The sequence below is a fragment of the Mucilaginibacter myungsuensis genome (assembly GCF_015222005.1).
GTDB classification, from domain to species: domain Bacteria; phylum Bacteroidota; class Bacteroidia; order Sphingobacteriales; family Sphingobacteriaceae; genus Mucilaginibacter; species Mucilaginibacter myungsuensis.
Genome location: NZ_JADFFL010000002.1, coordinates 1 through 12,204, shown reverse-complemented (window position 1 = coordinate 12,204; position 12,204 = coordinate 1). Strand labels below are relative to the sequence as shown.

Sequence of the window (12,204 nt, the reverse complement as noted above, 5' to 3'; positions counted from 1 at the left end):
AATGTTTTTTAATATTGTGATCAATTACGGCGAAGATAAGTAAATTCGTAAATAAATGTTATTGTTATACAACATCCTTATAAGGATATATTTTGTGTTCGTATTTTTTGCGTCTTTTTTTAATAAAAAGGCGTTTTTGTGGATAAAAGGCCGAAAAAAGCAGGTCATAGGTTCTGCCACAGACAGTATTTGGTTCCATTTTGCATCCCTTGGCGAGTTTGAGCAGGGGCGCCCTGTATTAGAGGCGTTAAGGGCCGCTTATCCCGGCAAACCGGTGATCATTACTTTTTTTTCGCCATCGGGTTACGAGGTGCGTAAGCACACCCCGCTGGCCGATGCCGTTCATTATTTACCGCTTGATACACCCTCTAACGCCCGCGACCTGATCCGGATAATTAAACCCCAAATAGCGGTGTTTACAAAGTACGAGTACTGGTATCATTATTTTGCCGAACTGCAACGGCAAAGCATCCCGCTGTATATCGTGTCGGGGATATTCAGGCCCCAACAAGTATTTTTCAAATGGTACGGCGACATAAACCGAAAAATGCTGGGCATGGTAAGCCACTTTTTTGTGCAGGACGATGCTTCAGAAAAATTGTTGCGCACCCTTAACATCACCAACGTTACCGTTGCCGGCGATACTCGCTTTGACCGTGTTTGGGCAAACTCCCAAGCACCCAAACCTATGCCCGAACTGGTCGCTTTTAAAGCCGGCAAAAAGTTATTCATCGGTGGCAGTACCTGGCCTAAGGACGAGGAACTGATAGCCTCCCTGTTTGACGCATACCCCGACCGGAAATTTATCATCGCCCCGCACGAGATAGATGAGGAAAATATCCAAGCAGTATTAAAGCGCCTATCCGGCAAAGCTATCCGTTTTACCCAATTGATGAATTACCGCGATATAGCATCATATCAGGTATTGGTTATAGATAATATGGGCATCCTGTCGTCGGTTTACCAATATGGCGATGTTGCGCACATTGGCGGTGGCTTTGGCGTGGGTATCCACAACACGCTGGAGGCAGCAGCTTTCGGTTTACCGGTGATCTTTGGCCCCAACTACGAGCGTTTTAAAGAAGCCCGCGATCTGGTAGCTATCGGGGCAGGCATTAGCATTGCCGATGAGGCCTCTTTTAAACAAGCCGCCGATCTTTTTATGACCGACGACAACTACCGCCAGCAAGCCGGCGAAAAAGCCCGGCAATATGTTGCCGACAACAACGGCGCTACCGACAGGGTGGTCAGGCAGATATCTAAAGCACTATCGGCTTAAGCCGGATACAGTGCAAAAACAAGGGCCGGGATAACATTATCCCGGCCCTTATCTTTGAGTAGCGAAGTGTTTATTTTGTCGCTGTAAACTCGTAAATAATATAGGCGGTGCTGTTGCCTACGGCAATTGGGCTACGCAATGTCATAGCCTCATTGGTAGCGCTTACTACGTAGAGCTGATAGCCCTCGGCAACATTCTTAGGCTTATCACCCTCATAGATCTTTTTGAATTGGAATACTTGCTGACCATTAGCCCCGCCGTTGTTAATAGACCAAAAAATGGTTTGCGATGTGCCATCGTTCAAGGTGTACATACCGTTGCCGCTGTTGGTCAAATTCCAGGTACTGCCACGGAATGCCGACGGGCGCGCCTGGTCGAACACGTTCTGCACGGCGCTCTCTACTAAGCCATCGTACCTGATGCTGCCCAGCACCCATTTACCGGTAAATTTTCCGCGCGATGCACTCTGCACTGTACCCTTGCTTGACGAACATGCCGCGAACATCATAGCTACAGCGGCGATCATTAATGTTATACTGAATATCTTTTTCATGTTTGTTTATCTTGTTAACGTATCTGTAACGTTAAACAGACAAATTGGTTTTGGGTTTAGATCTTTCCTTTGCTCTCCTCAATAACCCGGCGGTAATACTCCTCGTATTTAGGTAAGATCAAAGCCAGGTCGAACTCTTTGGCGCGGGCCAGGGCGTTCTCTTTAAAGGTAGCCAGACGGTCGTCGTCCTGAAGCATATAGATGGCGCGTTCGGCCATTCCCTCCACGTCGCCGCAATCGCGTAAGAAACCGGTTTGGCCTTCTACATTCAGCTCGGGCAAACCACCAACGTTACTGCTGATCACAGGCACTTTGCAGGCCATAGCCTCTAAAGCCGCCAAACCAAAACTTTCGGATTGTGATGGCATCAAAAACAGATCGGATATGGACAGGATCTCTTCTATCGCGTCTTGCTTACCTAAAAAACGAACCTGGTCGGCTACGCCCAGGTCGCGGCAAAGTTGCTCGCAATCTGTACGCTCCTGCCCGTCGCCCACCATTAATAAGCGTGACGGTACCTCGGCGTTCACTTTGGCAAATATCCTTACCACATCCTCGGTACGCTTTACCTTACGGAAGTTAGAGGTGTGCACCAAAATGCGTTCGCCGTTAGGGCTAATGGCTTTTTTAAAGTGGTCGCGTGGTTTTAGCGCAAAGCGTTTAAGATCGATGAAGTTGTAGATGACCTCGATATCGCGGTTGATATCAAAGAAACGATAAGTATCGTCTTTTAAATGCTGCGATACCGCCGTTACGCCATCGCTTTGGTTGATGCTGAACGCTACTACCGGTTTATAGGTACGGTCCTTACCTACCAAAGTGATATCAGTACCGTGCAAGGTAGTGATCACGGGGATATGGATGCCGTAGGTCTTTAATATCTGCTTGGCCATAAAAGCCGCCGAAGCATGCGGGATGGCGTAGTGTACGTGCAATACATCCAGCTGCTCGTGGCGTACCACATCCACCATCCTGCTGGCCAGGGCCAACTCGTAAGGCGGATAATCGAACAATGGGTATTTACTGATGGCTACCTCGTGGTAAAAAAGGTTCTCAGAAAAAAGATCCAGCCTGGCGGGCTGGTTATATGTAATAAAATGTACGTGATGACCGTTATCGGCCAAAGCTTTCCCCAACTCGGTGGCAACAACACCACTGCCGCCAAATGTTGGGTAACAAACTATTCCTATTTTCATGTAAGGTAGTTCTTAAAGTTGATCGTTAAACGGCTGGCACTGATCATTCAAAGCCTGTTGTTCAACGCTGCAAGTTTAACTCCAATTAGCCGTAAATGTGTTACGGTTGTGTAAAATATAGGCTACCGCTTTAAATTTAATTACGCTAATATTTGGTTATGTTAGCCACTTTGTTCAACTTTATAGTATATCAAAGATATTACCATTCGTTGTTGATCTTTATCGCCCGCATTCGATACTTTTGACCCGAAAAACAGTCAATAAAAGAAAGTTGGCAGGCGTTAAAAACAGAATAAATTTTTAGCTGTTTAAAACTTTAAGGAATAAAACCTTTTAATTTGCCGTAACGTATACATACTAATATGAATTTAGACTCCCGGCCGGTAAGTATCTTGCTTGTTGACGATGATGAGATAAACAATTTCATCTCGATAAAGCTGATAAAGAAAGCACTTACTAATACCGAAATAACTGCCTGCCTTAACGGAAAATTCGCGATAGACCAGTTATGGGAGATCATGAGTAAAGATCCGTCCAAACTACCCGATTATATTTTGCTGGACATTAACATGCCTATCATGAATGGATGGGAGTTTTTGGACGAGTACGAGAAACTTAAAATAGACCCTGCACACAAGACCAAGATCTTCATCATCTCGTCGTCGGTGTTCAGTAATGATATCAACAAAGCAAAGTCATACCCGCTGGTGGTAGACTTTATATCCAAGCCGCTTAACGTAGAAAAGATCACCAATCTGTTTAAGGATCATCCGAGGAATTAGGTTTTCTGTAAGCTTTGATCTTCAACTCAAAGCGCATAAATAATTTTCACAAGGACACAAAGATGCATGTTTGACGTTGCAAAGCTTTGTGTCCTTTGTGCTTTTCTCCCTTTGTGTTCTTTGTGGTATATCAGAAATTACCCCTTATGAAAGTGCTTGCAAGTTGCACGGACATTGCTTTGGCAGCAACATTAACAATGGGGTACAAGTAAGGTATGACTATTACACCGGCACTATCGTGAACGTATCATTCACGTAATTCACCGTACCTACCGTAGTCGATTTGGAGTGATAGAACAAGCACTTCCAGCCTTCTGCTGCCGCTATCTTTCCGTATTCTTCGCGCAGTTCCATAGCTTTGCGTGGGTCTTTATCGTATTTGGCCATAAAGCGGCGAAGCAGCTGTTCCGGTTCCGGTAATTCATCGCCGCCGAAGAATATCTTATCGCCATCTTCTTCCAACCACCAAACATGATGGTGCGGGCAGTGACCGCCCGAATGTTCGTAACGGATGCCGGGCTTAAACTCGCCCGAACCTTCTACCAAGGTCAGCTTGGCCGAGCGTTCCAATACTTCAAAAATATCCTGATGATAACTTGATGACTTGCCGGTAATGCCGAACTCCCATTCACCCTTCTGTATCACGTGCTCGGCATTGGGGAATGATGGTTCAAAACGACCGATCTCTTCTACCACCAGACCGCCCGAATGGTCATAATGCAGGTGCGACATCAGTACCAGCGTTACATCCTCAGGCTCGAAACCCGCCGCACGGATGTGTTGGTGCAGGATCAGTTCGTCGCGGGTGTCTTTGTAGCCCAAACCGGCATCGAACAGGATCAGGTCGTTCTTCATCTTCACCAAAAAAGGATTTACGTGAATGAACAACGATCCCGGCCGCTCGCGGAAGTTATGCACCTGTGGATCAAATGGGATGAATTTTTTAGTGCTGTCTACCGAATACGAACCTTCACCTAATACGAATATTTCCATGATGCTTTTCTAAGTGTACTGTTGCCCCTAAGGCACTGCAAAGATAGCCAACCATTTTAAGTCGGACCATCATGTTTTGGCAATAAAAACCTGTTACGTTTTTTGTTAACTGCAAAGGGCACAGCGCTTTTGTAAACAGTGACAAAGCGCTGTGTGTCCTCTTTGGTTTCCTGAACAATTGTTCTATAACTCCAAACTTGCACCAATGACAGGCAATTCCAGTTTGATCCCCGCTTTGGTAAACTTATCCAAAGCCTCTTCTTTATCGATCACGATCACCGGGAAGCTATCGTAATGCACCCCGATCACATTTTTGCAGTCAAAAAAACCGGTCGACTTGATGGCATCGTCCACACCCATAGTGTAGTTATCGCCGATAGGCAAAATAGCCCAGTCCAGCTTTTCATCAGCCAGTAATTTCATGTCGTAAGTAAGGGCAGTATCGCCGGCAAAGTAGATCTTTTTGCCCTCGGCGTAGACCACAAAACCTGCCGGACTGCCACCCGGAGAGCCATCAGGCAAAGTGCTGCTGTGTACAGCGTTCACCATTTTTACACGACCGAAATCAAAATTAAAACCGCCACCGATATTCATGCCGTGTGCTTCGATCTCCTGCTTGCCTAACCAATCGGCTATCTCGGCTATGCAGATCACTTTAGCGCCGCTTTGTTTTTGCACGGTCATAAGGTCGGCTACGTGATCGCCGTGGCCGTGGGATACTAGGATGTAATCGGGCTTAAGGCTTGATACATCGATATCCTTAGCCAATGGGTTGTAAGTGATAAACGGATCGAACAATAATTTTTTGCCGCCGGTCTCTATCTCAAAACACGACTGGCCATAATAGGTAAATTTCATAGCGTAGTAGTTTTATTTAGTTGGGCAAAGATAGGGGAGAAATGTGACGGTTCGGTCGTTCGGTTGAAATTGCGTATGATACATTACCCTTCATGAGCGGTACTGCAAATATCACTGACATTGATAAGGAGTAAAAGTGTCCGGTGGTATAAAGTCGCTCGTAAATTACCCCTTATTGACGGCACTGCAAATAGCACTGACGTTGCTTTCTCCTAAATTAGAGGAAAACCACGGATCCTGCTGCAGCACTTGCTTTGACAAGGGGTAAAAGTGCCCGTTGGTGCAAATCGCTCTTAAATTACCCCTTATGAAAGCTCCTGCAGGTTGCACTGACATTGCTTTCCCCTAAATTAGGGGAAGATCGCGGACCCTGCCTTAGCAATAGCTTTGATAAAGGGTAAAGTTGCCTTTTTGATAAGCCGGCGTGTTGAAATTACCTTATTGACGAACCCTGCTTTAGCAAATACTTTGATAAGGGGTAAATATCATGCAATGTTTCTTAAATTGCTTAATGAACCCGATCACAGAACTTTGCCGAAAATTAAGAACCCCATCAACATTCAGCGAGAATAAATTATGGGCGGAACTCCGGAGAAGGAATATTTCCGACGTAAAATTTCTTAGGCAGTATCCGATATTCTACGCCTTCGGGGTCGAGAGATTTTTTTACATAGCAGACTTTTATTGCGCTAAACACAAATTGGTCATTGAAGTTGACGGACCGATACATGAGTTTAAAAAGGAATACGACAAAAACCGAGATATCGTGATGAGAGAATTGGGGTTAAATATATTGAGGTTTAAAAATGATGAAGTGCTAAACGATATAAAAGGTGTGGTCGAAAGGATAGAACAAGCAGTAAGCCATCCAACGAATTATCCCTTATGAAAGTTGCTGTAAATTGCACTGACATTGCTTTTACGTAATTTAGGTGAAGTTTGCAGCCCTGCTTTAGCAAACGCTGTAATGAGCGTAAATCTTTAGAATGAGACGCCGCTCGAAGAGCTACCCCTTATGAAAGTTGCTTCAAGTTGCACTGCCGTTGCTTTCCCCTAAATTAGGGGAAGACTACTGACCTTGCTTCAGCACTTACGATAACAAGGGGTATATAGCCTAATGGTAGCGCCGCTATTTTTTAAACCACGGCACAAAAGCACTCGTCGTCCGTTGATACTCCCTAAAAGCATCCCCCTTAGATCGTAACGATTGCTCCTCGGTAGCGGGGATGCCCGTCACGTTCAAAATAAGGTGCAGGATGATCGCCGGACTAATGAACCCGATCCATCCATAAGGTGAGCCCAGTGCGAAAATGAAGTAGGCCATCCACATCGTCCATTGAAAGAAATAGTTGGGGTGGCGGGAGTAATACCACAGGCCGGTATCACATACCTTGCCTTTATTGGCCGGGTCTTTTTTGAAACGGGCTAATTGTCGGTCGGCAGTAGCTTCGCCAATGACGCTGATGAACCAGATGCTTAAACCGATCCATTCGAAAGGGGACACACCAACTTCGGTGTTCATCGCGATAGCGAAAAATGGGATAGCCAATAAAACGTTTGATAATGCTTGCGCCTGAAAGAAAAAGAAGAATGCCCGTTCTGAGTTAGGTGCCCAGCTGCGGCGGAGTTCCTGATAGCGTCCTTCTTCTTCGTCTAAATGGCTCAGGATGCGTTTGCCTAAGTGCGTGCCAAGTCTGCCACCGGCAATGGTGACCATGGCAGCGATCATGATCAGTCGGGTTTCCCAACCGGGCGCGAAAAAGAAAAGGATAATGGCAATGACCGGAAAGTTGAACGACCAGAACATATCAACCACACTGGCATTTTTGATCTTATACGACCAAACCCAGGCCGCGGCCATGATCAAACAACAAGCTAAAAGGCAAATGAGTACTAAGCTCCAAACCGAGATATTATCCATTCTGCTTACCGAACAATTCTTTCAGGCCTTCGTTTGGTTTCAAGCGAAATAATTGGATCAGCACGTAACCTACGCTGGCAATACTGCCCAGGCAAAATAAAAGGGGCAACCAAAGTATCTTTAGCGCCCAGTTCTTTTCCTTGTAGCAGATCCACACGTAAATGATCAGGATGTTGGCATAGAAGTCCCAAAGAGTGGCCCGCATCCAGGCAATGCCGCCCAGATAGTCCCACTCCTTAAAAAGGTTATGCTCTAAACAGGTGATCACCACCACATAACACACCCAAACAAATACTACACTGAACAGAACTTTGAGGGCGGTTATCATATACGTTGTTTTTTAAACCTTACGTAAACGGATGATGCGCAGTTTGTGCATCACCTTAATAATTGGGTAAGACGGATCGAACTCGTACCATTTTTGGGCAAAGTTCACGTCGTTAGGGCGTTTGTGGTGATTGTTCTGGAACAGCTCGCCCATCATTAAAAAGTCTAACGGAAGTGAGTTCTTACTATGGTCGTCGTTATCGTAATTACTGTAACCGTACTTGTGACCGCACCAGTTAACGATAGCGCCATGTAACGGGCCCATCATAAAGTGGAAAGGCAACAGCAACCACAGGTACCAATGGTTAGCGAACATCACATAAAAAGCGATGTAGAACGCGATGAAGAATATACGAGTGATCCAAAGGTCGCCAATGCGGTCAACCACGCTCCAGGTGGGATAACGGTCGATAAATTGCTCTTCGGGCTCCAGTTTGTAACGACGGTAATCCAGATAAATATTTTTGGTCTTGATCATTAAACCCCAAACATCTTTAATAAAATGCGGAGAGTGCGGATCCTTTTCGGTATCGCTATAAGCGTGGTGCATGCGGTGCATGATAGCGTAAGCGCGAGGGTTCAGGAATGATGATCCCTGAAATATGAAAGTGCAAAAGTAGAACACCTTCTCCCAAAACGGGTTCATTTTAAACATTTTGTGCGACGCGTAACGATGCAGGAAAAAAGTTTGAAAGAACAGCGACAGGAACCAGTGTGCTAAAAAGAATGCTAATATTATCATTTTTAATTATTAAGATACCTACCCGGTCCGATGTTTTAGGACTGTTGTATCAGGTTTATAACGAGCCGCAAAAGTACGGTTTTATATGCTTAGTTTTTGCTGCCTTTTACAAATTGTAAAGCATTGTCCGAATGTGCTTTCCCTTCCATCATGGCGGCATGCTGATAGGCGATCTTGCCATCCAGCCCGATCACAAAGGTCTCGCGCCCGGTCATGAACATTTTGCTCTTCACTCCGAACATGTTCAGCACTTTATTATCCGGGTCGCTCAACAAAGTATAGGGTAGTTTATCAGCCTCGGCAAAAGCTTTGTGGCTGGCTACCGTCCCGCTGTTAATGCCGATCACTTTTGCCCCTGCATCTGTAAACTCCTTAAAACTATCCCTAAATTGGCAGGCCTCTTTAGTACATACCATGCTTTGGTCTTTGGGATAAAAAAAGATAACCAGTTTGTGCTTACCAATATGATCTTTAATGTTGAACGCCTTGCCATCCTGATCCGTCAGCGAGAATACCGGTACGGCATCGCCAACGGCTAAGTGTTTTTTGCTTTGTGCCATTACGCTTGTGGTTAAGCACATAGCTAAAACAGCCATCATGCATCTTATCGATCTAACATCCATGTTATTATATACGTTGAAAAGGTGCTTGCCGATGTGTATAGGTTAAACTAAAACAAAGTGATTAAGTTTTGATGACGTTGATATGTCTTAACTACAATGTTTTTACTTGCAGGCCTTTTATCCATATCGTACTTTTGCCACATCGTTAACTAACCCCACTCAGATTGGCAGAAGAAGGACATAGTCAGCCCCGTACAGACTCATTTGCAGCCTTGCGCTTTAAAGATTTCAGATCGTACTTAGGGGTACGCTTTTTCTTCACCTTCGCCTATCAAATGCAAACCACTGTCCTTGGTTTCTACATTTACGAGCTAACCCATAGTACCGTTAATATCGCGTTGATCGGTTTAAGCGAGGTGATCCCGGCCGTTGGTATTGCCCTTTACGGCGGTTACCTGGCCGATAAGAGCGAGAAACGCAAAATGCTGCTTTTCATTTTCGCCGGGGTGCTGCTATCATCCATCACCATGGGTGTGGTTACGCTTCATAATTTCAGCGGATCGATACAGACCCATTGGATATTGGTGACCATTTACGCCATGATCTTTTCTAACGGCGTGGCGCGGGCTTTTTATGGTCCATCGGCATTTATTGTCTATTCTAACAGCGTCCCGAGGGAGATCTATCCTAATGCCAGCACCTGGAGCAGTTCGGCCTGGCAAATGGCATCGATATTAGGTCCGCTTACGGGCGGTCTGCTTTACGGATTCTCGGGCAGGATCATCCCCGGTTTGACCGGTATCACCGCGAACTTTGCCGTCATCGTATTGTTCATGGCCATATCGCTGGTGTTGGTCTACCGACTGCGCAAATACCCGCCAACCTTTGTCCCTAAAGAGAATATCTGGAAGAGTTTATCAGCCGGACTTAACTTTGTGTTCACCAACAAAATGATGCTTTACGCCATGGCGCTGGATCTTTTCTCGGTGTTGTTCGGTGGGGTAGTGGCTTTGCTGCCGGTATTCGCGCTGGATATCCTGCATGTAGGCTCCGAAGGTTTAGGTATCATGCGGATGGTTTCATCTTTAGGCGCGGCATTGACCATGATCACCATGGTGCGTTTCTCGCCCATGAACCGCCCTTGGCGCAACCTGCTGATCGCGGTGGCCGGGTTCGGGATCTCCATTGTCGGTTTTGGCCTTTCGCACGTTTTTGCCATATCGCTGATATTTTTATTCCTGCAAGGCGCATTCGACAGCGTCAGCGTGATCATCCGCGGGACCATCATGCAGTTGCTCACCCCCGACGAAATGCGCGGGCGGGTATCTGCTGTTAACCAGATGTTCATCAGCTCATCTAACGAGTTCGGCGATTTTGAATCGGGTATGGCGGCTAAATACCTAGGCACGGTACCTGCGGTAATATTTGGCGGATGCGTTACGCTGGGTGTGGTGACATTCACCTTCTTTAACACCCGTAAGATGTTGCCGCTGACCTTAAGCGATATCCATAAGGCCGAGCCGGAGAAGGTGGAAGGATAGCCCCGTGTTTTACGCTGGTCGTTGGGTCATCGAGCGTCAGAAATGGAGGGGTCTTAAACCTCATCCGCTAATAATATTCCCACCTCATCATCGTTTTTCACTAACTTGCATGAAAACCCAAGGTTAGCTGATATGAAAAAAGCTTTGATCGCCGCCACGCTTCTGCTGTCGGCGAATGCATTCGCCCAAAAGAAAGATATGACCCCCAAGATGTACGATCTGCTGATCGGTACTTACACCAGTGGCGAAAGCCAGGGTATATACGTTTACCGTTTTTACACCGAGACCGGCAAGACCGCTTACCTGAACGTAGCCGAAGGGGTGGACAATCCATCGTACTTGGCTATCGGCAAAAACAATAAATTTGTGTACTCGGTAAACGAGGTGGGCGACGATCGTAAGGGTAGTGTGAGCGCTTTCTCTTTCGAGCCATACAGCGGTAAAATTGCCCTGATCAACAAGCAGCCTACCACGGGTGCCGGTCCTTGTTACATCGCCGTAGATAAAGCCAACAAGCATGCTTTTGTAGCTAACTATGCCGGCGGTTCGCTGTCGGTGTTGCCCATTGGCAAAGCTGGCTCGTTGGGCGCCGTAACGCAGACCGTTCAAGATCAGGGTAGCAGTGTTAACAACGACCGCCAAGCCGGGCCGCATGTACATACCGCCATGCTATCGCCGGACGAGAAATACTTATTGTACACCGATCTGGGTACCGATAAGATAAATATCATGAAACATAAGTCGGGTCAGGATCAGCCCTTAACTCCGGCCGAGCCTGCTGCATTGGAGGTTAAACCCGGTGATGGTCCACGCCATTTAGACTTTACGCCCGATAAGAAATTTATGTACCTGTTAACCGAAATGACGGGCACTATTTACGCCTACAGTTACGATGGCCCCAAGAGCAAACAGTTAGAGACCGTAAGCATTGTGCCCGAAGGGTTTAAAGGCAAAGTTGGCGCGGCGGACATCCACGTGTCGCCCGATGGCAAATTTTTGTACGCCAGCAACAGGGGAGATGTTAACGAGATCGTGGTGTTTTCGATAGCGCCCGAGACAGGTAAGCTGACCTTTGTGGAGCGTAAATCGACTTTGGGCAAAACGCCACGCAATTTTGTGATAGACCCAAGCGGTAACTTTTTGTTAGTGGCCAATCAGGATAGCAATAATATTTACGTGTTCCGCATTAACAAGCAAACAGGCAAGTTGAATGTGACCCCGCATATCCTCACAGTACCTAACCCGGTGTGTTTGAAGTTTACGCCGGCAGAGTAGGGGGAGCGAATAAAAAAGGAGACAAACCTGTGTCTCCCCGCTTGAGCCTATCGTGTGGACACATCTTTTATGATTAGTTTCGTGTCCGATGTCATTACGTAATTTTAGGGACCTTGCGGATAAAAGACTTGTTAGCCGTGGGAATAAGATATTAAGCGATCTGTTTAGCAAGAG

The 12,204-nt window shown here is 46.3% G+C and carries 13 protein-coding genes; 5 read left to right on the top strand and 8 right to left on the bottom strand.

The window, feature by feature from the left end; translation table 11 throughout:
* The first annotated feature begins 55 nt into the window (after positions 1-55).
* A complete protein-coding gene (locus IRJ16_RS03875) occupies positions 56-1,279 on the top strand; it encodes a 3-deoxy-D-manno-octulosonic acid transferase (RefSeq protein WP_194110222.1) in 1,224 nt (407 codons plus the stop codon).
* A 70-nt stretch (positions 1,280-1,349) separates the two neighbouring features.
* Here IRJ16_RS03875 and IRJ16_RS03870 read toward each other — a convergent pair whose 3' ends face one another.
* Together IRJ16_RS03870 and bshA are read right to left on the bottom strand one after the other, a co-directional pair.
* Positions 1,350-1,832 (bottom strand): hypothetical protein, encoded by a 483-nt coding sequence (locus tag IRJ16_RS03870; RefSeq protein WP_194110221.1) that lies wholly within the window; start codon positions 1,830-1,832, stop codon positions 1,350-1,352.
* A 56-nt stretch (positions 1,833-1,888) separates the two neighbouring features.
* A complete protein-coding gene (bshA, locus tag IRJ16_RS03865) occupies positions 1,889-3,028 on the bottom strand; it encodes an N-acetyl-alpha-D-glucosaminyl L-malate synthase BshA (RefSeq protein WP_194110220.1) in 1,140 nt (379 codons plus the stop codon).
* 362 nt (positions 3,029-3,390) lie between these two features.
* Here bshA and IRJ16_RS03860 point away from each other — a divergent pair, with 362 nt between their 5' ends.
* Positions 3,391-3,810: a response regulator gene (locus tag IRJ16_RS03860; protein WP_194110219.1), complete on the top strand. Its 420-nt coding sequence runs from the start codon at positions 3,391-3,393 to the stop codon at positions 3,808-3,810.
* 222 nt (positions 3,811-4,032) lie between these two features.
* Here the strand turns inward: IRJ16_RS03860 and IRJ16_RS03855 are convergent, their stop codons facing one another.
* A complete protein-coding gene (locus tag IRJ16_RS03855) occupies positions 4,033-4,803 on the bottom strand; it encodes an MBL fold metallo-hydrolase (protein WP_194110218.1) in 771 nt (256 codons plus the stop codon).
* Positions 4,804-4,986: 183 nt separating this feature from the next.
* Complete coding sequence (locus IRJ16_RS03850; protein ID WP_194110217.1) at positions 4,987-5,661, bottom strand: metal-dependent hydrolase; 675 nt, start codon at positions 5,659-5,661, stop codon at positions 4,987-4,989.
* Between the two features lie 511 nt (positions 5,662-6,172).
* Between IRJ16_RS03850 and IRJ16_RS03845 the strand changes: the two genes are divergently transcribed.
* Positions 6,173-6,550 (top strand): endonuclease domain-containing protein, encoded by a 378-nt coding sequence (locus IRJ16_RS03845; protein WP_228079843.1) that lies wholly within the window; start codon positions 6,173-6,175, stop codon positions 6,548-6,550.
* 240 nt (positions 6,551-6,790) lie between these two features.
* Here the strand turns inward: IRJ16_RS03845 and IRJ16_RS03840 are convergent, their stop codons facing one another.
* From IRJ16_RS03840 to IRJ16_RS03825, 4 genes are all read right to left on the bottom strand, one after another.
* Positions 6,791-7,582 carry a DUF1295 domain-containing protein gene (locus IRJ16_RS03840; RefSeq protein WP_194110215.1) on the bottom strand — a complete coding sequence of 264 codons (792 nt, stop codon included), beginning with the start codon at positions 7,580-7,582 and terminating at the stop codon, positions 6,791-6,793.
* On the bottom strand, positions 7,575-7,910 hold the full coding sequence (locus IRJ16_RS03835; protein ID WP_194110214.1) for a DUF1475 family protein: 336 nt from the start codon (positions 7,908-7,910) through the stop codon (positions 7,575-7,577). The genes IRJ16_RS03840 and IRJ16_RS03835 overlap by 8 nt, the downstream gene beginning before the upstream one ends.
* A gap of 12 nt (positions 7,911-7,922) precedes the next feature.
* On the bottom strand, positions 7,923-8,651 hold the full coding sequence (locus IRJ16_RS03830; protein WP_194110213.1) for an acyl-CoA desaturase: 729 nt from the start codon (positions 8,649-8,651) through the stop codon (positions 7,923-7,925).
* Between the two features lie 89 nt (positions 8,652-8,740).
* Positions 8,741-9,211, bottom strand: coding sequence for a peroxiredoxin (locus IRJ16_RS03825; protein WP_194110212.1), 471 nt, complete (start codon positions 9,209-9,211; stop codon positions 8,741-8,743).
* A 227-nt stretch (positions 9,212-9,438) separates the two neighbouring features.
* Here IRJ16_RS03825 and IRJ16_RS03820 point away from each other — a divergent pair, with 227 nt between their 5' ends.
* Positions 9,439-10,755, top strand: a complete 1,317-nt coding sequence (locus IRJ16_RS03820) for an MFS transporter (RefSeq protein ID WP_194110211.1) — start codon at positions 9,439-9,441, stop codon at positions 10,753-10,755.
* Between the two features lie 132 nt (positions 10,756-10,887).
* On the top strand, positions 10,888-12,030 hold the full coding sequence (locus IRJ16_RS03815) for a lactonase family protein (RefSeq protein WP_194110210.1): 1,143 nt from the start codon (positions 10,888-10,890) through the stop codon (positions 12,028-12,030).
* Positions 12,031-12,204 lie beyond the last annotated feature (174 nt).

What these genes read in the sequence shown, in the direction of transcription:
- IRJ16_RS03875 (WP_194110222.1), top strand. Translation starts at nt 56, where the DNA reads ATGTTATTGTTATACAACATCCTTATAAGGATATATTTTGTGTTCGTA.
- IRJ16_RS03870 (WP_194110221.1), bottom strand. Translation starts at nt 1,832, where the DNA reads ATGAAAAAGATATTCAGTATAACATTAATGATCGCCGCTGTAGCTATG.
- bshA (WP_194110220.1), bottom strand. Translation starts at nt 3,028, where the DNA reads ATGAAAATAGGAATAGTTTGTTACCCAACATTTGGCGGCAGTGGTGTT.
- IRJ16_RS03860 (WP_194110219.1), top strand. Translation starts at nt 3,391, where the DNA reads ATGAATTTAGACTCCCGGCCGGTAAGTATCTTGCTTGTTGACGATGAT.
- IRJ16_RS03855 (WP_194110218.1), bottom strand. Translation starts at nt 4,803, where the DNA reads ATGGAAATATTCGTATTAGGTGAAGGTTCGTATTCGGTAGACAGCACT.
- IRJ16_RS03850 (WP_194110217.1), bottom strand. Translation starts at nt 5,661, where the DNA reads ATGAAATTTACCTATTATGGCCAGTCGTGTTTTGAGATAGAGACCGGC.
- IRJ16_RS03845 (WP_228079843.1), top strand. Translation starts at nt 6,173, where the DNA reads ATGAACCCGATCACAGAACTTTGCCGAAAATTAAGAACCCCATCAACA.
- IRJ16_RS03840 (WP_194110215.1), bottom strand. Translation starts at nt 7,582, where the DNA reads ATGGATAATATCTCGGTTTGGAGCTTAGTACTCATTTGCCTTTTAGCT.
- IRJ16_RS03835 (WP_194110214.1), bottom strand. Translation starts at nt 7,910, where the DNA reads ATGATAACCGCCCTCAAAGTTCTGTTCAGTGTAGTATTTGTTTGGGTG.
- IRJ16_RS03830 (WP_194110213.1), bottom strand. Translation starts at nt 8,651, where the DNA reads ATGATAATATTAGCATTCTTTTTAGCACACTGGTTCCTGTCGCTGTTC.
- IRJ16_RS03825 (WP_194110212.1), bottom strand. Translation starts at nt 9,211, where the DNA reads ATGGCACAAAGCAAAAAACACTTAGCCGTTGGCGATGCCGTACCGGTA.
- IRJ16_RS03815 (WP_194110210.1), top strand. Translation starts at nt 10,888, where the DNA reads ATGAAAAAAGCTTTGATCGCCGCCACGCTTCTGCTGTCGGCGAATGCA.